Annotated in this window: 19 protein-coding genes and 1 pseudogene; all 20 read right to left on the bottom strand. The window is 67.0% G+C overall.

The window, feature by feature from the left end; translation table 11 throughout:
• Window positions 1-4: 4 nt before the first annotated feature.
• The gene (gene nuoK / locus BVC93_RS01335; protein WP_083735594.1) at window positions 5-304 is read right to left on the bottom strand and encodes an NADH-quinone oxidoreductase subunit NuoK; all 300 of its coding nucleotides are present in this window, start codon (window positions 302-304) and stop codon (window positions 5-7) included.
• On the bottom strand, window positions 301-1,029 hold the full coding sequence (locus BVC93_RS01330; RefSeq protein ID WP_083735593.1) for an NADH-quinone oxidoreductase subunit J: 729 nt from the start codon (window positions 1,027-1,029) through the stop codon (window positions 301-303). Before BVC93_RS01330 ends, nuoK begins: the two co-directional genes overlap by 4 nt.
• A complete protein-coding gene (gene nuoI, locus BVC93_RS01325; protein ID WP_083735592.1) occupies window positions 1,026-1,529 on the bottom strand; it encodes an NADH-quinone oxidoreductase subunit NuoI in 504 nt (167 codons plus the stop codon). Before nuoI ends, BVC93_RS01330 begins: the two co-directional genes overlap by 4 nt.
• On the bottom strand, window positions 1,522-2,733 hold the full coding sequence (nuoH, locus tag BVC93_RS01320; protein ID WP_442929060.1) for an NADH-quinone oxidoreductase subunit NuoH: 1,212 nt from the start codon (window positions 2,731-2,733) through the stop codon (window positions 1,522-1,524). The genes nuoI and nuoH overlap by 8 nt, the downstream gene beginning before the upstream one ends.
• A gap of 11 nt (window positions 2,734-2,744) precedes the next feature.
• A complete protein-coding gene (locus tag BVC93_RS01315) occupies window positions 2,745-5,120 on the bottom strand; it encodes an NADH-quinone oxidoreductase subunit G (protein WP_083735590.1) in 2,376 nt (791 codons plus the stop codon).
• Window positions 5,117-6,436, bottom strand: a complete 1,320-nt coding sequence (gene nuoF, locus BVC93_RS01310) for an NADH-quinone oxidoreductase subunit NuoF (RefSeq protein ID WP_083735589.1) — start codon at window positions 6,434-6,436, stop codon at window positions 5,117-5,119. The genes BVC93_RS01315 and nuoF overlap by 4 nt, the downstream gene beginning before the upstream one ends.
• Entirely contained in the window at window positions 6,437-7,303 is an 867-nt protein-coding gene (gene nuoE / locus BVC93_RS01305; protein ID WP_083735588.1) for an NADH-quinone oxidoreductase subunit NuoE, read from the bottom strand.
• Window positions 7,300-8,670, bottom strand: coding sequence for an NADH dehydrogenase (quinone) subunit D (gene nuoD, locus BVC93_RS01300; RefSeq protein ID WP_083735587.1), 1,371 nt, complete (start codon window positions 8,668-8,670; stop codon window positions 7,300-7,302). The genes nuoE and nuoD overlap by 4 nt, the downstream gene beginning before the upstream one ends.
• The gene (locus BVC93_RS01295) at window positions 8,667-9,344 is read right to left on the bottom strand and encodes an NADH-quinone oxidoreductase subunit C (RefSeq protein ID WP_083735586.1); all 678 of its coding nucleotides are present in this window, start codon (window positions 9,342-9,344) and stop codon (window positions 8,667-8,669) included. The genes nuoD and BVC93_RS01295 overlap by 4 nt, the downstream gene beginning before the upstream one ends.
• Window positions 9,341-9,895: a NuoB/complex I 20 kDa subunit family protein gene (locus BVC93_RS01290; RefSeq protein ID WP_068916040.1), complete on the bottom strand. Its 555-nt coding sequence runs from the start codon at window positions 9,893-9,895 to the stop codon at window positions 9,341-9,343. Before BVC93_RS01290 ends, BVC93_RS01295 begins: the two co-directional genes overlap by 4 nt.
• Window positions 9,886-10,245, bottom strand: coding sequence for an NADH-quinone oxidoreductase subunit A (locus tag BVC93_RS01285; protein WP_083735585.1), 360 nt, complete (start codon window positions 10,243-10,245; stop codon window positions 9,886-9,888). Before BVC93_RS01285 ends, BVC93_RS01290 begins: the two co-directional genes overlap by 10 nt.
• Window positions 10,246-10,460: 215 nt before the next feature.
• Complete coding sequence (locus BVC93_RS01280; protein ID WP_083735584.1) at window positions 10,461-10,868, bottom strand: Rv3143 family two-component system response regulator; 408 nt, start codon at window positions 10,866-10,868, stop codon at window positions 10,461-10,463.
• 29 nt (window positions 10,869-10,897) lie between these two features.
• Entirely contained in the window at window positions 10,898-11,425 is a 528-nt protein-coding gene (locus BVC93_RS01275) for a YceI family protein (RefSeq protein ID WP_083735583.1), read from the bottom strand.
• A 54-nt stretch (window positions 11,426-11,479) separates the two neighbouring features.
• Complete coding sequence (locus tag BVC93_RS01270; RefSeq protein ID WP_083735582.1) at window positions 11,480-11,812, bottom strand: DUF6285 domain-containing protein; 333 nt, start codon at window positions 11,810-11,812, stop codon at window positions 11,480-11,482.
• Window positions 11,809-12,780 carry a phosphotransferase family protein gene (locus BVC93_RS01265; protein ID WP_083735581.1) on the bottom strand — a complete coding sequence of 324 codons (972 nt, stop codon included), beginning with the start codon at window positions 12,778-12,780 and terminating at the stop codon, window positions 11,809-11,811. Before BVC93_RS01265 ends, BVC93_RS01270 begins: the two co-directional genes overlap by 4 nt.
• On the bottom strand, window positions 12,777-14,018 hold the full coding sequence (locus BVC93_RS01260; RefSeq protein WP_083735580.1) for an acyl-CoA dehydrogenase family protein: 1,242 nt from the start codon (window positions 14,016-14,018) through the stop codon (window positions 12,777-12,779). Before BVC93_RS01260 ends, BVC93_RS01265 begins: the two co-directional genes overlap by 4 nt.
• A gap of 20 nt (window positions 14,019-14,038) precedes the next feature.
• The gene (locus BVC93_RS01255; protein WP_442929059.1) at window positions 14,039-14,653 is read right to left on the bottom strand and encodes a TetR/AcrR family transcriptional regulator; all 615 of its coding nucleotides are present in this window, start codon (window positions 14,651-14,653) and stop codon (window positions 14,039-14,041) included.
• A pseudogene (locus BVC93_RS01250) lies at window positions 14,650-15,551 on the bottom strand (hydroxymethylglutaryl-CoA lyase). The gene BVC93_RS01255 and the pseudogene BVC93_RS01250 overlap by 4 nt, the downstream one beginning before the upstream one ends.
• Entirely contained in the window at window positions 15,548-16,750 is a 1,203-nt protein-coding gene (locus BVC93_RS01245) for a CaiB/BaiF CoA transferase family protein (protein WP_083735578.1), read from the bottom strand. The pseudogene BVC93_RS01250 and the gene BVC93_RS01245 overlap by 4 nt, the downstream one beginning before the upstream one ends.
• A complete protein-coding gene (locus BVC93_RS01240; protein WP_192860152.1) occupies window positions 16,747-17,979 on the bottom strand; it encodes an alpha/beta hydrolase in 1,233 nt (410 codons plus the stop codon). Before BVC93_RS01240 ends, BVC93_RS01245 begins: the two co-directional genes overlap by 4 nt.

The following is a 17,979-nucleotide window of genomic DNA, read 5'->3' as shown; positions in this document are numbered from 1 at the left end:
TGCCTCAGCCCCTCAAGAGGTTCGCGTCGTCGACATTGGCGGAGTGGCGGGTGCGGTAGATGGTCATGATGATGGCCAGCCCGACCACCACCTCGCAGGCGGCGACCACCATGGTGAAGAAGGCGACCACCTGGCCGTCGAGTTGTCCGTGCATCCGGGAAAAGGTGACGAACGCCAGATTGCACGCGTTGAGCATCAGCTCCACACACATGAACATCACGATGGCGTTGCGCCGCAACAAGACTCCGGCAGCGCCGATGGTGAACAGCAGTGCCGACAGGTAGAGGTAGTTCTCGGGGTTCACCGGAGGTCGTCCTCGTCGGGGGAACGCGGGTTCAGGATGGCGCTGACCGACAGCATCGAGCTCGAACCGTCGGGTAGCCGCGCCGGCACGTCGACCGCATTGTGCCGGGCATACACCCCCGAACTCGGCAGCGTGGTGGGGTGTCCACCGGGCCTGAACCGCTCGATCGCCAACTCGCGCTGTGTTTTCCGTCGCTCGAACCGCTCACGGTGCGCCAGCACCATTGCTCCCAGCGCTGCGGTGATCAACAGGGCGCTGGTGATCTCGAACGCCCACAGGTACTTGGTGAAGATCAGGGCCGCCAGGCCCTCGACGTTGCCGCCGGCGTTGGCCTGCGCCAGACCGGCGAATCCGCCGCCGCCGGCCAGGGTGGTCGACACCGACCCGATGCCGGCGATCAGCAGCATGCCGAAGCCGACACCGGATACCAGTGCGGCGATGCGTTGGCCACGTAGGGTTTCCACCAGCGACTCCGACGAGTCCACGCCGATCAGCATCAGGACGAACAGGAACAGCATCATCACCGCGCCCGTGTAGACCACCACCTGCACCACCCCGAGGAACAGGGCGTCCTGGGCCACGTAGAGCATCGCCAGCGCGATCATGGTGGACGCCAGGAAGATCGCGGAGTACACCGCCTTCGGGGCGGCCACCACACCCACCGCGCCGGCCACCGCGATGGCGCCCAGGATCCAGAAGGCGACGGCTTCGGCTGTGGACGTCATTTCACGCGACCCAGGTAGTAGTCGTCGTCCGTGGCGCCCTCGGCCATCGCGTGCGGCGGTGGCTGCATCCCGTCCTGCAGCGGGGCCAGCAGCTTGTCTTTGCCGTAGATGAGGTCGGCGCGGTTGTCATCGGCCATCTCGTAGTCGTTGGTCATGGTGAGAGCCCGGGTGGGGCAGGCCTCGATGCACAGCCCGCAGCCGATGCAGCGCAGGTAATTGATCTGGTACACCCGCCCGTAGCGTTCCCCGGGGGAGAACCGTTCCTCGGCGGTGTTGTCGGCGCCTTCGACGTAGATGGCGTCCGCCGGGCAGGCCCAGGCGCACAGTTCGCAGCCGATGCACTTCTCCAGACCGTCGGCGTACCGATTGAGTTGGTGGCGGCCGTGGTAGCGGGGCTCGGTGGCCTTGTCGGTATCGGGATACTGCTGAGTCATCGGCTTGGTGAACATCGAGGAGAACGTCACCCCGAAACCCGATACGCCGTCGAGGAATTTAGGCATGGGTGGTCTCCTTGCGGGGTATCGGCGGCACCGGGAAGGGGCTCTCGTCGGTGGGTGTGGGTGGGAGGGCTGCTCGGATGCGCCGGCGCCGCCGGGAGCTCCAGAGCACCACGACGGACAGGGCCGCCATCAGGAAGCCGAGGTAGACCACGGCGGTCACCCAGGGCGGCGCTCCGTTGCTGCGGACCTGGTGGGTGATGGCCACGGTGGCGATCCAGGCCAGGGAGAGCGGGATCAGCAGTTTCCATCCCAGGGCCATGAACTGGTCGTAGCGCAGCCGCGGCAGCGTGGCCCGCAACCACATGTACAGGAACAGGAAACCCCACACCTTGGCCACGAACCAGAGCACCGGCCACCACCCGGAATTCGCCCCGTCGATCATGCTCAGCGGCCACGGAGCCTGCCACCCGCCCAGGAACATGGTGGTCGCCAGCGCGGAGACCGTGGTCATGTTCACGTACTCCGCGAGCATGAACATGGCGAATTTCAGCGAGGAGTACTCGGTGTGGAAGCCGCCCACCAACTCGCCCTCGGCTTCGGGCAGATCGAACGGGGCGCGGTTGGTCTCACCGACCATCGCGGTGACATACACCAGGAACGAGGGCAGCAGCAGGACCACGAACCAGGTCTGGGCCTGGGCAGCGACGATGCCCGAGGTGGACATGGTGCCGGCGTAGAGGAACACCGCCACAAACGACAACGCCATCGCGATCTCGTAGGACACCACCTGCGCCGAGGACCGCAACCCGCCCAGCAGAGGATAGGTGGACCCGGATGCCCACCCGGCCAACACAATTCCGTACACCCCCACCGACGTCACCGCCAGCACGTAGAGCACGGCCACCGGCAGGTCGGTCAGCTGCAGGGGCGTGGGGTGACCGAACACCGACACCATCGGACCCAGCGGGATCACGGCAAAGGCCATGATCGCGGGGATCACGGCGATCACCGGCGCCATCAGATAGATCGGCTTGTCCACACCCGCCGGCACCAAACCCTCCTTGAGGGCGAGTTTCACCCCGTCGGCCAGGCTCTGCAGCAAACCGAACGGGCCCACCCGGTTCGGGCCGAAGCGCATCTGCATGCGGCCCAAGATCTTTCGTTCCGCCAGAATGGCCACCAGCACCGTCAGCAGTAGGAACACGAAGATGGCCAGCGCCTTGCCCAGCATCAACCACCAGGGATCCTGACCGAACGCACTCAGATCGGGATGACTCATGAGATGTCTCCTCGCGCGATCGTCACCACAGCACCGGCGCCGACACCCAGAAGCTGATACACCGGGCTGCCCGGTGCGTTCATCGGAACCCACACCACCCGCTCGGGCATCTCCGTCACCACCAGCGGCAGACTGAGCGATCCACGGGCGGTACCCACCCGCACCAGATCTCCGGCGGCCGCGCCGATCTCGGCGGCGGTGGCCGCAGACAGGCGCACCACCGGCGGCCGGGCGGTACCCGCCAGGTGCGGTTCACCGTCCTGTAACCGCCCGGCGTCCAACAACATCCGCCAGGTGGCCAGCACCGCCTCGCCGGGCTGCGGGGTGGGCGGTGCCGCGGACGCGACGTCGGGCGACGCCGGCGCCCGGCCGCCCCACACACCGAGGCGCGCCAGGTCGTCGCGGGCCGCGGCAGCGGAGTGGAAACCGAGATCAACGCCGAGCTCGTCGGCCAGGGTTTGCAACACCCGCAGATCGGAGGCGGCGTTGGTGGACAGGGCCGGACCGAACGAACGGACCCGACCTTCCCAGCTGGCAAAGGAACCGGACTTCTCGGTGGTCGGCGCCACCGGGAACACCACGTCGGCCAACGCGGTGACGGCGCTCTCGCGCAGTTCGAGGCTCACCACGAACGGGGTGTTCTCCAGGGCGAGGCGAGCGGCTTCGGGATCGGGCAGGTCGGCCGGCTCGACACCGCCGACCACCAGCGCGGCCAGCTCGCCGGCCTGCGCGGCCGCCACGATGGCGGCGGTGTCGCGGCCCGCAGCGGCGGGCAGCCGGTCGACGTTCCATGCACGCTCCAGCCATCCGCGCGCATCGGCGTCGGAGACCGACCGGCCGCCGGGCAGCAGGTTCGGCAGACAGCCCGCCTCCACGGCACCGCGCTCCCCGGCGCGGCGCGGAATCCAGGCCAGCCGGGCGCCGCTGCGGGCAGCCAGCCGGCAGGCCGAGGAGAATCCGCCCGGCACCGTGGCCAGACGCTCGCCGACCACTACGATGGTCCCGGCGGGCACCTCGAGTTCCGACAGTGCCTCGGCCTCGCTGCCGGGTGCGGTCATCACCAGCTCGGCACTCAGTTTGTCCAGGCCCCGGCTCAGGAACGGCGCCAGCGCCACCACCCGCAGGCCTTTCTTGCGGACCGCCTTGCGCAAGCGCAGGAAGACGATCGGGGATTCCTCCTCGGGATCGAAGCCGGCCAGCACCACCGCAGGAGCGGTCTCGAGGTCGGCGTAGGTGACACCCATCGCGTGGCCGGCCACGTGCGCGGCGAGGAACTGCGCCTCCTCGTCGGAGTGTGCGCGTGCTCGCATGTCGATGTCGTTGGTGCCCAACACCATTCGGGCGAACTTCGCGTACGCGTAGGCGTCCTCGACCGTGACGCGACCGCCCACCAGGACACCGGTCTGTCCGGCGGCCGACGCCAGGCCGAAGGCTGCGGTGGTGATGGCCTCCGACCACGAGGCCGGTCGCAGCGCACCGTTCTCCCGGATCAGGGGTGTCAGGATGCGATCACCCACCCGGGGATAGGTGAAGGCCCAGCGGCCCTTGTCGCAGTTCCATTCTTCGTTGACGTCGGGATCGTCGCCGGCCAGTCGGCGCAGCACGGTGCCGCGGCGGTGGTCGGTGCGCTGCGCGCAGCCCGAGGCGCAGTGTTCGCACACACTGGGGGTGGACACCAGGTCGAAGGGCCGGGCCCGGAAGCGGTAGGCGGTCCCGGTCAGCGCGCCCACGGGGCAAATCTGGACGGTGTTGCCGGAGAAGTACGAATCGAAGGCCTCACCGGTGGCGATGCCGACCTGCTGGAGGGCGCCGCGTTCGAGCAGGTCGATGAACGGGTCGCCGGCGATCTGGGTGGAGAAGCGGGTGCAGCGGGCGCAGAGCACGCAGCGTTCGCGGTCCAGCAGCACCTGGGTTGACAGGTTGATCGGCTTGGGGAAGGTGCGTTTGACGTCGGTGAAGCGCGTTTCCTCCCGGCCGTGGGACATCGCCTGGTTCTGTAGCGGGCATTCGCCGCCCTTGTCGCAGACCGGACAGTCCAGTGGGTGGTTGATCAGCAGCAGTTCCATCACGCCGTGCTGCGCCTTGTCGGCGGCGGGGCTGGTGAGCTGGGTGCGCACCACCATGTCGGGGGACACCGTGGTGGTACATGACGCCATGGGTTTGCGTTGGCCTTCGACCTCGACCAGGCACTGCCGGCAGGCGCCCACCGGGTCGAGCAGGGGGTGGTCGCAGAACCGTGGGATCTGCACCCCGAGCAGTTCGGCAGCGCGAATCACCAAGGTGCCCTTGGGTACCGAGATGGGCGTGTCGTCGATGGTCAGCGACACCATCTCGACGGTAGGGGTCTGGCGCTCCGGTTCGGTGACGGTCACGCGGGCACCTCCTCGGCGGCGAACAGTGTGGAGGCAGCGGGGTCGAAGGGACACCCACCGCCCAGGTGGGCCTCGTACTCGTCGCGGAAATGCTTGATGGACGAGATGATCGGTGAGGCGGCGCCGTCACCGAGTGCACAGAACGACTTGCCGAGGATGGTGTCGGCGATGTCGAGCAGCTTGTCGATGTCCTCCCGCGCGCCGCGACCGGTCTCCAACCGTTCGTAGACCTGCGCCAGCCAGTAGGTGCCTTCACGACACGGCGTGCATTTGCCGCACGATTCGTGGGCGTAGAACTGGATCCAGCGGCGCACGGCGCGCACTACACAGGTGGTCTCGTCGAAGATCTGCAGAGCTTTGGTGCCCAGCATCGACCCCGCTTTGGCCACACCCTCGTAATCCAGTGGCACGTCGAGATGGTCGGCGGTCAGCAACGGGGTCGACGACCCGCCCGGGGTCCAGAACTTCAACTCGTGGCCGGCGCGTACACCGCCGGCGTACTCGAGTAGCTCGCGCAGGGTGATGCCCAGCGGTGCCTCGTACTGCCCGGGTGTGGTGACGTGTCCCGACAGCGAGTACAGCGTGAAGCCCGGGGACTTCTCCGAGCCCATGGATTTGAACCAGTCCACGCCGCGGCGCAGGATCGGCGGCACCGAGGAGATGGACTCGACGTTGTTGACCACGGTGGGGCAGGCATACAGGCCGGCGACTGCGGGAAACGGTGGGCGCAAACGGGGTTGGCCGCGACGGCCTTCCAGGGAGTCCAGCAACGCGGTCTCCTCACCGCAGATGTAGGCCCCGGCCCCGGCGTGCACGATCAGGTCCAGATCGAACCCGGAGCCCAGGATGTCGGTGCCCAGGTACCCGGCCGCATAGGCCTCGGCCACCGCCTGCTGCAGCCTGCGCAGCACCGGCACCACCTCACCGCGGACGTAGATGAACGCGTGCCGCGCGCGGATGGCGTACGCGGCGATGATGGCGCCCTCCACCAGGAAGTGCGGTGTGGTCATCATCAGCGGGATGTCCTTGCACGTACCGGGTTCCGATTCGTCGGCGTTGATCACCAGGTAGTGCGGCTTGGCGCCCGCCGCGCCGTCCTGGGGGATGAAGGACCATTTGGTGCCCGTCGGGAAGCCCGCTCCGCCGCGTCCCCGCAGCCCGGCATCCTTGACCAGCGCGATGACGTCGTCGGGCGCCAGGTCCAGCGCGGTGCGCAGCGCCTGGTATCCGTCGTGGTCGTGATAGGTGTCCAGCGTCCAGGGTTGCGCGGCGTTCCAGAAGCGGCTCAGCACCGGCGTCAGCGGCGTTGCACTCATTCAGTCTCCCGTGGTGGACGGGTCGGTTTCCTCGGTGCCCGGCTCGGCAGGCACCGTCGCTGACGGTGCGGGGGCCGGTTCGTCGCGCACGGATTCGACGGCCTCCGGCTCGGGGGCGTCGGCGCTCGACGACGGCTCGGTGGCGGGACCGGTGTCCGGCGGTGCCGTCATGTCGTGGCGGTCGGCGATCCGCAGACCGGCCAGCGTGGCCGGGCCGGGCCCGGTGCCCTCACCGAGGTCCGTCGGCAGCCCGGCCAGCACCCGGCAGGTGGTGGTGAAGGTGGGCAGCGGGGTACCGCGGGTGGGCGGTGCCGGGGTGCCGCTGCGCAGTGAATCGGCGAGTGCCGTTGCGCTGGAGGGTGTCTGATTGTCGTAGAACTGCCAGTTGACCATGATGACGGGTGCGTAGTCGCAGGCGGCGTTGCACTCGAGGTGTTCCAGGGTGATGGCACCGTCACCTGTGGTCTCGCCCGGGCCGATGCCGAGATGCTCCTCGAGGGTGGCCAGGATGGCGTCGCCGCCCATCACGGCGCACAGGGTGTTGGTGCACACCCCGAGCAAATAGGTTCCGGTGGGAGTCCGCCGGTACATCGAGTAGAAGGTCGCCACCGCCGACACCTCGGCGTCGGTGAGGTTCAGCTGGGCGGCGCAGAAGCGGATGCCTGCGGTGGTGACGTACCCGTCTTCGGCCTGCACCAGATGCAGCAGCGGCAGCAACGCGGAGCGGGGCTGTGGGTAGCGAGCCAGGATGGCCGCGGCGTCGGCGGCCAGGCGGGTCTCGACGTCGTGGGGGTAGGCGGCGGGTCCGTGCAGGGGCGGTCCGGGTTCGTCGGGGCGCGGACCCAGCGCGAGATCGACGAGTGTCATCTGTCGACGCCTCCCATGACGGGATCGATGGAGGCCACCGCGGAGATGACGTCGGCGACCATGCCGCCTTCGCACATGGCGGCTACGGCCTGCAGGTTGGTGAACGACGGGTCGCGGTAGTGCACCCGGTAGGGCCGGGTGCCGCCGTCGGAGACCATGTGCACGCCCAACTCGCCGCGCGGTGACTCGACGGCGACGTACACCTGTCCCGGTGGGACCCGGAAACCCTCGGTGACGATCTTGAAGTGGTGGATCAGGCCTTCCATGGATCGACCCATGATGGTGGCGATGTGATCCGGGCTGTTGCCCAGGCCGTCGGGCCCCAGTTGCAGGTCGGCGGGCCAGGCGAGTTTCTTGTCGGTGATCATCACCGGGGCCCCGGCCAGGCCTTCGAGCCGCGCGACACACTGGGACACGATGCGCAGCGATTCGGCCATCTCGTCCACCCGGATCACATAGCGGCCGTAGCAGTCGCAGGCGTCGTCGGTGATGACGTCGAACTCGTAGTCCTGGTATCCGCAGTAGGGCGCTGTCTTGCGCAGGTCATGGGGTAGGCCGGTGGAGCGCAGTACCGGGCCGGTGATCCCCAGGGCTATGCATCCGGTCAGGTCGAGGTAGCCGATGTCGACGGTGCGGGCTTTCCAGATGGGGTTGTCCCGCAGCAGGGCCGACAGCTGCGCCAACCGGCCGGGCAGGATGTCCAGCAGGTGTTTGACGCGGTCGAGGCCGTCGGCGGGGAGATCGGCGGCCACGCCGCCGGGGCGGATGTAGGCGTGGTTCATCCGTAGGCCGGTGATGGCTTCGAAGACGGTGAGGATTTCTTCGCGTTCGCGGAAGCCGTAGAACATCGCTGACATGGCGCCCAGTTCCATGCCGCCGGTGGCCAGGGCCACCAGATGCGAGGAGATGCGGTTGAGTTCCATCAGCATCACCCGGATCACCGAGGCGCGTTCGGGGATGTCGTCGGTGACACCGAGCAGGTGTTCGACGCCCAGGCAGTAGGCGGTTTCGTTGAAGAACGGTGACAGGTAGTCCATGCGGGTGACGAAGGTGACGCCCTGGGTCCAGGTGCGGTACTCCAGGTTCTTCTCGATACCGGTGTGCAGGTACCCGATGCCGCAGCGGGCCTGGGTGACGGTTTCGCCTTCGATCTCCAGGATCAGGCGCAGCACTCCGTGGGTGGACGGGTGCTGGGGACCCATGTTGACCACGATGCGTTCCCCGGCGTCGCCGCCGGCGCGGGCGGCGGTGACGATCTCCTCCCAGTCCTGGCCGCCCAGGGTGATGACGCGTTCGGCGGGTTCGGTGAGCGGCGTTGTTCCGCGAGCACGAGACCCGGCGTCGACGGAACCGGCGGTGTCGGTCATGTGTAGGACCTCCGCTGATCCGGTGGTGCGATGGTGGCGCCGTGGTACTGCACCGGCACCCCACCAAGGGGGTAGTCCTTGCGCTGGGGGTGTCCCACCCAGTCATCAGGCATCTCGATGCGGGTCAACGCGGGATGGCCGTCGAAGATGATGCCGAAGAAGTCGTAGGTCTCACGTTCATGCCAGTCCACCGTGGGATACACCGAAAACAGCGACGGCACATGCGGATCAGCATCCGGACACGCAACTTCCAGCTGCAGACGCCGATTGTGAGTAATCGACATCAACGGATAGAACGCACGCAACTCCCGCCCGGCATCCTGCGGGTAGTGCACCCCGGAGACCCCGGAGCACAATTCGAAGCGCAGGTGCGGGTCGTCGCGCAACGTCTGCGCGACGACCGGTAGCCGGGAGCGGTCGACGTCGAGGGTGAGCTGGGCGCGGTAGACCACCACCCGGTGCACGGCTTCGGCGAAGACGTTGGCGCCCAGTGCTTCTGCGAGTCGGTCCACCACCTCGTCGAACCAGCCGCCGTAGGGGCGCGGTGAGCCGCCCGGTAGGGCGACCTCGCGGATCAGCCGACCGTAGCCGGAGGTGTCACCGGTGCCGGAGCCGCCGAACATGCCGCGGCGCACGCCGATCACCTCCCTGTCCGACATCTCTTTGTCCGTCATCGCAGCAACCCGGTCAGTTCGATGGTGGGTCTGGCGTTCAGGGCCGCTTTCTCGGCTGCGGCCACCACCTCATCGCGATGCACCCCCAACGGCATCTCGGCGATCTTGGCGTGCAGCGTGAGGATCGCGTGCAACAGCATCTCCGGCCGTGGTGGGCACCCGGGGAGGTAGATGTCGACGGGCACCACATGATCGACGCCCTGGACGATCGCGTAGTTGTTGAACATCCCGCCGGACGATGCGCAAACGCCCATGGCCAGAACCCATTTGGGCTCGGCCATCTGGTCATACACCTGCCGCAACACCGGAGCCATCTTCTGCGACACCCGCCCCGCCACGATCATCAGATCCGCCTGCCGCGGCGTCGCCGAAAACCGCTCCATCCCAAAACGCGCAATATCAAAACGCGGCCCCGCAGTCGCCATCATCTCGATGGCACAGCACGCCAACCCGAACGTCGCCGGCCACAACGACCCCTTACGCACAAAACCGGCCACCTTCTCCACCGTCGAGAGCAGGATCCCGCCAGGCAACTGTTCTTCTAATCCCATTCCAGACCACCTCGCCGCCATACGTAGGCATAGGCCACAAACACCGTCGCCATAAAAAGCAGCATCTCCACCAGGGCGAACATCCCCAGCTGATCGAAGGACACCGCCCACGGATACAAAAAGACAATCTCGATGTCGAAAACGATGAACAGCATCGCCGTCAGATAGAACTTCACCGGAAACCGCGCCGCACCCATGGGCTGGCGAGCCGGTTCGATCCCGCACTCGTAGGCCTCCAACTTGGCCCGGTTGAACCGACGCGGCCCGATCACCAACGCGATCCCCACCGACACCACGGCGAACGCAGCGGCAATGGCACCGAGAACCAGGATGGGCGTGTAGACGTTCATGCCGTCAGCTCCCGTCACTGTGGGCTGTGTCTCGTTTCATGTATACATGTGAGCTGGGACACAGCCTACCGATCTTGACTGGCACCTTGCCAGGTTTCGCTAGGATCAATCCAAGGCCCGGCGGCCGGATTCGGCGTGCCGAACCGGCATGGGGCACAAGGCAATTGCTGCTGCCCGGTGGGGCAGGCCTTAATCGGCCGGTTATCGGCCCGTCATCAGCGCGAGATGCCGCGCAGCAGGCCGGCCACGGCTTCACCCAGCCGGATGGGATCGATGGGGTGCGACACCGCCGCCTCGGCCCGTGACCACGTGGCCAGCCAGGCGTCGTCAGCCCGTCCGGTGAGCACCAGAATCGGTGGACACACGTCGAGTTCGTCTTTGAGCTGCTTGGCCAACCCCATGCCGCCGGTGGGTGCGGCCTCACCGTCCAGGATTGCCAGATCCACCTCACCGGCGTCCATGTGCTGGATGACGACCGGGGCGGTAGCCACCTCGAGGTAGCTCAATTCGGGCAAATCGGGGTGAATTCGGGTGCCCAACGCCTGCATCACCTGCTCACGGGTACGGGCATTGTCGCTGTAGACCAGGACACGGACCGGAGCCTGGGCTCGAGTGTCGGGCACGACCCAAGGCTAGGCCACTTCCGTTCCGGCTACCCGGATTTCGTGAACACGGCGGAGGCGACCAGCGTGGTGTCTGTCCTGACCATCCCGAGCAGGTTGCCGTCGACGTCCCACCGAGTGCGATCGATGGTGGTGGTGGCGGAGATCTGGACCGCGCCGTCGTTGAGCTGAGAAACCTGGGCCGGGAGCGTGAGCGGCTGGGTGACGCCGCGGACGGTGAGGCTGCTGCGCAGGTCCGCATGGCCGCCGGTCTGCTGCACCGCGGTGACGACGACGCTGAGGGTGGGGAAGCGGTCGACGGCGAAGAAGTCCTCCGACCGCAGATGCTCGTCGCGTTTGCGGTTGCCGGTGTCCAGGGACGCCGCGACGATGTCGATCCGACCGAATGCGGTACCGCCGCTCAGCTGGCCTTCACCGCTGAATTCGGTGAAGCGGCCCTTGACCGGGAGCAACCCCCAGAACGACCGGCACGTGAACCTCACCTCGGAACGATTCGGGACCAGCGTCCACACAGCGGCATTGTCGGGGTTGGCGAGCAACTGCTCCAGACTGGTCATGCCCTCAAGGGTGCCATCTCAGCCGGCCCTACGTACTCGTCGATGGCTTTCTCCTCATCGGTACCCGGGGTGGGCGGCGTCGACTCGGTGTGCCACCAGTATCCGCAGGGTGTCCGACACCTCCTGGGGTCTGTCGTCGAGTTCACCGCGGCGGATGGCCGCGGCCAGTTCGGCCTCATCGGGGTAGCCGAGCTCCTGCAGCGCCTCGAGCACCTTGGCGGCGTCACAAGACAGCAGTTCGCGCCACACCATTCGCAGGGCATTGGCTGCCACGCGCGCGTGGAAGTTGACCTGACCGGTGGTGGCCTCGCGAACATCACCGTCGAGGAAGTCGGCCACGGCGGCGACGAGTTCGGCGGCGGTGGGACGGCCGTACAGACCTGTCATGCGCCCAACCCGGTGTCGAGGAGTTCGAGCAGATCCCATTCGTTCTCACAGACCCGCCGTCCGATCGTGGCCAGCTCCACCGAAGGGTTCTGTCCGGACAGGTGCCGCTGTGCCTGGTAGCGGCAGATAATGCCCCATTGCAGGGTGGCCTGCACCAGCCACCACCGGAACGTGTCCCGGTCGAGCACCATGCCGGCCTGCTGTTCATAGGCCCGGAGGAGGTCCTCGATACTGCCCAGTCCGCCGGCCGCCAATGCGGGTGGAGCCCCGAACCGCCAGGCCCGTACACAGAACCACGCCAGATCCTCGTAGATCTCGCCGCAATGCACCAGTTCCCAGTCCAGCACCGCGGCCAGGCCGGTGCCTCCATCGATGTCGACGATGAGGTTGCCCATCCGGAAGTCGCCGTGCACCAGGGTGGTGCCGGTAGCCGGGGGTCTGTTGCGCTCCAACCAGCGCAGGGCCCACTCGAATGTTGCTGTGGTGTCGCCGATCTCGTCGAGCTGGTGGCGCCACTGCGTCAGCGGATCCCGCGGCTGCAGGTGTGCGTCGGCCGGGTCCACCCGGTGGATGGCGGCCAGCGCGGCTGCGCACTGGCGCAGCAACTGGGCACGCCCGGCATCATCGAGGCTGCGTTGGATGCGCCGCACGACGGTCTCACCGGCGATGGCGCCGCAGATCAGATACGGACTGCCCAACGCCGCGGCGGAGTCATCGGCGGCCAGGATCTCCGGAACCGGCGCTCCGGCGGCGGCGGCCAACGACTGCACTCGAGCTTCGAGCTCCATTCCGGCGCGCACGTCATCCGGTGGCCCGCAACGGAGTATCAGCGCCCTTCTCGTGTCCTCAGATACGGCGGTGAACGCCCACGTAGTGCGGCTGGCGCCGCCGGTGAGCGTCGTCAGATCCTGGACCGTCACCTCGCCGACGACCGGGCGCAGCACGTCGGCGAGCGCCCCCGTGTTCACCGACGGGACCCGAACTTGAGCATGCGCTGCGCCACCCGGCGAATCTGAATCTCCTCGGTTCCCTCGGTGATTCGGTATCGGCGGTGGTGACGATAGATGTGTTCGAACGGTTCGTGCCTGCTGTAGCCGACACCGCCGTGGATCTGCATGGCACGGTCAGCGGCCTCGCATACCAACCGATTGGCGCGATAGTTCGCCATCGACACTATGTCCGACACCTCCATGTGGTGATTGCGATCGAGATGCCATGCCGCGTAATACACCAGCAGTCGCACCATCTGCGCTTCGGTCTGCAACTCGGCCAGCGGCCACTGCACGGCCTGGTTCACCGCCAGCGGTTTACCGAACACCACCCGTTCACCCGCGTAGGCGGCAGCCCGGTCGAGGCAGTACTGGGCCGCGCCCAGGCTGCTGGCAGCTTGGCGAATCCTGTTTTCATGCAGGAAGGTCTGGCCTACTTCGAGGCCGTGGTCCACCTCGCCGAGGACCGCGTCGGCTGGTACCCGGACGTCGGTCAGGGTCACCTCGCCGTGATCGCTTGGCATGTTGAACGTCCACCAGTAGTAAGGCACGTCGAACCCGGGTGTGTCGGTGGGCACCAGGAACGCGGTGATGCCTACAGCCTGGCCGGCTTCACCGGCAGTGCGGGCAAACACCAGATCGTGAGTGGCGCGATGCACGCCGGTGTTCCACCGCTTGGCACCGTTGATCACCCACTCGTTCCCGCGAAGTTCCGCCGTGGTCGCCAACCAGGTGGCGTCCGAACCGTGATCGGGTTCGGTGAGCCCGAACGCCATGGACCGGTTGCCGGTCAACATCGCCTCGATCCAGTCCGCTTTCTGGGCTTCGGTTCCGAACCGGTCCATCATGATGACCTGAGGGAAGTTTCCGACGATCGACGACTCGTCCTGCAGGTCGTTGTGCAACCCCAAACCCTTGTGCGCCAAATGCTCCCGGATCACCGCCATGTCCAGGTTGCTGGCGCCGCCACCGCCGAACCGCGAGGGCAGGCCATACCGCAACCAGCCGGCCTTGTCGGCGCGACGGCGCATCTCGTCGAGCAGATCTTCCCATTCCCTGGCCGGTACGCCTCCGTTGTCGAGGTCGGTCCTGGCGAACTCGCGCCGCCGGTCGAAGTACTGCATGTTCTCGCGCTCCAGCGGCTTGATCTCTGCCTCGATGAACGCGTCCATCTCGGCGAGAACTCCCGGAAGGTGATCCGGCAGGGTGAAATCCACGTTGATTTCCTCTCTGGAACTCAATGGCCGTACAGGGTCTTCTTCCAGATGGTGGCCAGGGTGCGGACGGCGTCCCGGTCATCGGTCCGCACGCCCAGCGCGGCGGCGTCTGCTCGCAGATACACCGTGGTGAACTGTTCGAACAGCAGCGCGACGGCCAGGGCGATGTGGTCGGGGTCGAGGTCGGTGCCGTAACCCTGCTGCTGGGCCTGCAGCACCGTGGCCCGGACGATGTCCATGCCGAAGCGCCGGAACTCGTTCTGCACGTCCGCAAACCGCGGTTGCCCGGCGGCCAGCTGGTCGACGGCCACCATGATGCCGATGTTCTGCTTGAACATTTTCCAGTAGCCGGTGACGGCAGAGGTGAAGAACTCGCTGTCGTCGGGGGAGTGGGGCAGCCCGATATCGGAGGGTTGGACCACGTATTGCAGGAACGACTCGGCAAGCGTCGCGAGCAGGTCTTCCTTGTCGTCGAAGTACCGGTAGAACGCTGCGGCTGACTTCCCTGCGGCTGCGGTGATGTCAGCCAGCGTGGTGGCATGGAAACCACGTTCGGCGAACAGTTTCCGAGCAGCCTGGGCAATCGCGGCCTTGGTCTGTATGCCCTTGGGGGTCAGCGCGGCCGGCACTGTCAGGCCAGAATCCGGTCGCCGGCGCGCAGCAGGGCGCTGGGCAGCTCATGACCCACCAGCCGCTGGGCCACCGCGGCAGCGGCGATAGCTGCGGGCAGATCGACATCGGTGGGAATCCCGCTGTCGCGCAGCAAATATGCCAGATCCTCGGTGGCGATGTTGCCGCTGGCGCCGGGCGCAAACGGGCAGCCACCCAGCCCACCAACGGAAGCGTCCAGGCGGGTGACTCCGGCACCGATGGCGGCGTAGGCGCAAGCGAGGCCGGCTCCGCGGGTGTTATGGAAATGGGCGCCCAATGGCAGGGCACCCACGACCGGGTGCAGGTAGTCGATCAGAGCAGCGACCCGGCGTGGTGTGGCGGTGCCGATGGTGTCGGCTATGGCCAGCCTGTCCACGCCCGCGGCCGTCGCCGCGGTGACCACTCCCAGCACGCGTTCGGGCGTGGTGGGTCCGTCGAACGGACAGTCCCAGGCGGTGGCGACGATGACCTCGACGCGGACTCCGTTGTCGTGGGCGATGGCGACGATCTCCGGGATGTGTGCGCTGGCCTCGGCCGTGCTGCGGCCGACGTTGGCGCGGCTGTGTGCATCGGCCGCGGACACCACGTACTCGATGGTGCCGAGCCCGGCCGCGATGGCGCGTTTGGCGCCGTTGGGGCTGGCCACCAGGGCTGAGAATTCCACGGCGTCACCAAAATCCGCGAGTACGGCCGCCAGCTCCGGGGCGTCGGCCAGCGCAGGCACCTTGCTGGGGAGACAAACGCGGTGGCCTCTATTTCGCGGACACCGGTGGCCACTATGGCCTCCAGCAGTTCGATCTTGGCGGTCAAGGGGATGGGCGCCTCGATCTGCAGGCCATCGCGCAATGCGACCTCCCTGATGGTGACGTGATCGGCGGTCACAGCACGCCCTCGGCCTTCAACTGATCCAGTTCCCCGGCTGAGCGGCCCAACAGGTCTGCATAGATCTCGGTATTGTGCTGGCCGGGATGCGAGGATCCCGAATAGCGCACGGTGCCGGGAGATTCGGAGAGCACCGGCACCACGCCGGGGCCCAGCACGGTCCGCTGCACCCGGTCATCCCAGTGCTCCACCAGCATTCCTCTGGCCCGCAGTTGGGGGTCGTTTACCACCTCGGCCACGGTGTTGATGGGACCGGCGATCACGCCGGCCTCCGAGAGGATCGAAATGATGTCGTCCGGTTGGCGCTGCGCGGCCCAGTCGCCGATCAGCTTGTCCAGCTCGTCCTGGTTGCGTCCGCGGGCGCCGTGGTCGACGAAGCGGTCATCTCCTGCGAGCTCCGGTTGTCCCATCGCCGCGCACAACCGGCGGAACACGGTGTCCTGGTTGGCGGCGATCACCACCCAGCTGCCGTCGGCGCTGCGGTAGATGTTGGATGGCGCGATGCCCTCTAGTCGGGTGCCGGACGGGCCACGCACCACACCACCGATGTCATAGTCGGGAATGGTGGATTCCTGTACAGCCAAGCAGGATTCGGTGAGAGCGGTGTCCACCACCTGACCTTCGCCGGTGACGGTGCGCCGGTACAGGGCGGCAAGTGCACCCTGGGCGGCGAACATTCCGGCCAGGCTGTCGCCCAACGAGAGCGCCAGCCGGGGTGGCGGGCCGCCGGGAAAGCCGTTGAGATGGCGTAGTCCGCTGGCAGCCTCGGCAACAGAGGCATAACCGGCGCGATGGGCGTCGGGCCCGGTCTGTCCATAACCGGATACTCGCACCAGGATGATGCCGCGGTTTCGGGCGTGCAGTACGTCGTAGCCGAGATTCCAGCGTTCCAGCGTGCCGGGTCTGAAGTTCTCCACGATGATGTCACTGCAGTCGACGAGTTCGAGGAACAATTCGCGGCCGGCGTCGGTGCGCAGGTCAAGGGTGACGGCCTTCTTGTTGCGGGCGTGCACAGCCCAGAAGAATCGGTGTCCGTCGAGCTCGGCCTGCCCCCAGGTGCGCAACGGATCCGGCGCGTTGGGCGGCTCGATCTTGATGACCTCGGCGCCCATGTCGCCGAGCAGCCGACCGGCGAACGGCCCCGAGATGAGCGTGCCGACCTCCAGAACGCGTATACCGTCCAGTGCGCCTGCGTTCATGCCCGATCCGCTCCCTCGCTGGTGCCTGGCGCTTCTCGCTGGTGGGCACGTGTCATCTGGACCTCCTGCGAGAAACCGTGTCGGTGTAGCCAGTCAGAACACACGCCGACTGCCTGTCGTAGCGTCTCACGCTGGGTGGGCCCGGCGTAGTAGTGATTGGCACCGGGGATCTCGTGCATCTCTTTGTCCGGATGCCCGATGGCCTCGAAAAGCCGGCGGGTGTGACTCGGGGTGCAGGCGTCGTCGGCGAGGTTGCCGATCACCAGGGTGGGCACGTCGATATCGGGCCCGGCCTTCACCGCGTCGCCGTTGGCGTCGTCATAACTCCACTGCGACAGCCAGCTGCGCAGGGTGCAGAACCGCGCCAGGCCCACCGGGCTCATGTTCACCACGCTGGGGTCACCCAGGTAGCAGGTGCCCGGTTCGCGTTCATTGGGGTCGACGGCGGGATCCAGCCAACGCGGGTCTGCCATGGTGCCGTGCACGACGAACGCGAATTCGTCGTCGTCACGGCCGTGGGCCTTCAGTTCTGCCAGTTTGGCTTTCACCCAGGCGGTGATGCGACGATTACGCGCGATCTGCGCGTTGCGGTAGCGGTCGAGAAACTCCCCGGTGTACGGCGGCTGGTTCGGATTGTCCGGGTTGTAGAGATCCAGTTCCGGGTCGCGGTTGCCAGGGTCGGACTCATCGAGGATCGAGGCGTCCAGCCATTCGGTCAGCGTGCCGTGTCTGCTGATGTGCGCCGCCAGCAGCATGATGCCGTCGGCGGGGATCAGCCCCAGCTGGGTCAGATCCGGGCCGTCGCCCGAGGGGCTCGCGGTCACCGTCGGCGTGCGGGCCTGCTGCTGATAGAACACCGACAGTGAGCCGCCGCCGCTCCAGCCGGCCAGCACCACCTTGGGGTACCCCAGCCGATTCTTGGCGTCCTTGATGCATTCGCCGAGGTCTTCGACCACCTTCTCCATCAGCAGCGCGGAGTCGGTGCCCCGAAACCGGCTGTTGCAGTAGATGACATGGTGTCCGGCGCGGGCCAGGGCGTTGATCATCGGCAGGTAGGCGCCGCCACCGATGGGGTGCATGAACACCAAGACGGTATCCGACGGCTTCTCGGGCTTGAGCAGATAACTCTCCAGCACCACCAGCTCGGCCACACCGCCGTAGACATCGCGCACTGCCGAAGTGTTCTGATAGGCAATCAGATACGGAATCCGGTTGTAGCTGTGTGACAC

Origin of the sequence: Mycobacterium sp. MS1601, assembly GCF_001984215.1 — a bacterium.
Classification (GTDB): Bacteria; Actinomycetota; Actinomycetes; order Mycobacteriales; family Mycobacteriaceae; genus Mycobacterium.
This window is presented reverse-complemented; position numbering and strand designations above follow the sequence as displayed.

Bases quoted from the DNA above. Each gene is read 5' to 3' on its own strand.
- BVC93_RS01245 (WP_083735578.1), bottom strand. From the start codon at position 16,750: ATGAACGCAGGCGCACTGGACGGTATACGCGTTCTGGAGGTCGGCACG.
- BVC93_RS01285 (WP_083735585.1), bottom strand. From the start codon at position 10,245: ATGAACGTCTACACGCCCATCCTGGTTCTCGGTGCCATTGCCGCTGCG.
- BVC93_RS01275 (WP_083735583.1), bottom strand. From the start codon at position 11,425: ATGACCAGTCTGGAGCAGTTGCTCGCCAACCCCGACAATGCCGCTGTG.
- nuoF (WP_083735589.1), bottom strand. From the start codon at position 6,436: ATGAGTGCAACGCCGCTGACGCCGGTGCTGAGCCGCTTCTGGAACGCC.
- BVC93_RS01330 (WP_083735593.1), bottom strand. From the start codon at position 1,029: ATGACGTCCACAGCCGAAGCCGTCGCCTTCTGGATCCTGGGCGCCATC.
- BVC93_RS01290 (WP_068916040.1), bottom strand. From the start codon at position 9,895: ATGGGATTAGAAGAACAGTTGCCTGGCGGGATCCTGCTCTCGACGGTG.
- BVC93_RS01295 (WP_083735586.1), bottom strand. From the start codon at position 9,344: ATGACGGACAAAGAGATGTCGGACAGGGAGGTGATCGGCGTGCGCCGC.
- nuoD (WP_083735587.1), bottom strand. From the start codon at position 8,670: ATGACCGACACCGCCGGTTCCGTCGACGCCGGGTCTCGTGCTCGCGGA.
- nuoE (WP_083735588.1), bottom strand. From the start codon at position 7,303: ATGACACTCGTCGATCTCGCGCTGGGTCCGCGCCCCGACGAACCCGGA.
- nuoI (WP_083735592.1), bottom strand. From the start codon at position 1,529: ATGCCTAAATTCCTCGACGGCGTATCGGGTTTCGGGGTGACGTTCTCC.
- BVC93_RS01270 (WP_083735582.1), bottom strand. From the start codon at position 11,812: ATGACAGGTCTGTACGGCCGTCCCACCGCCGCCGAACTCGTCGCCGCC.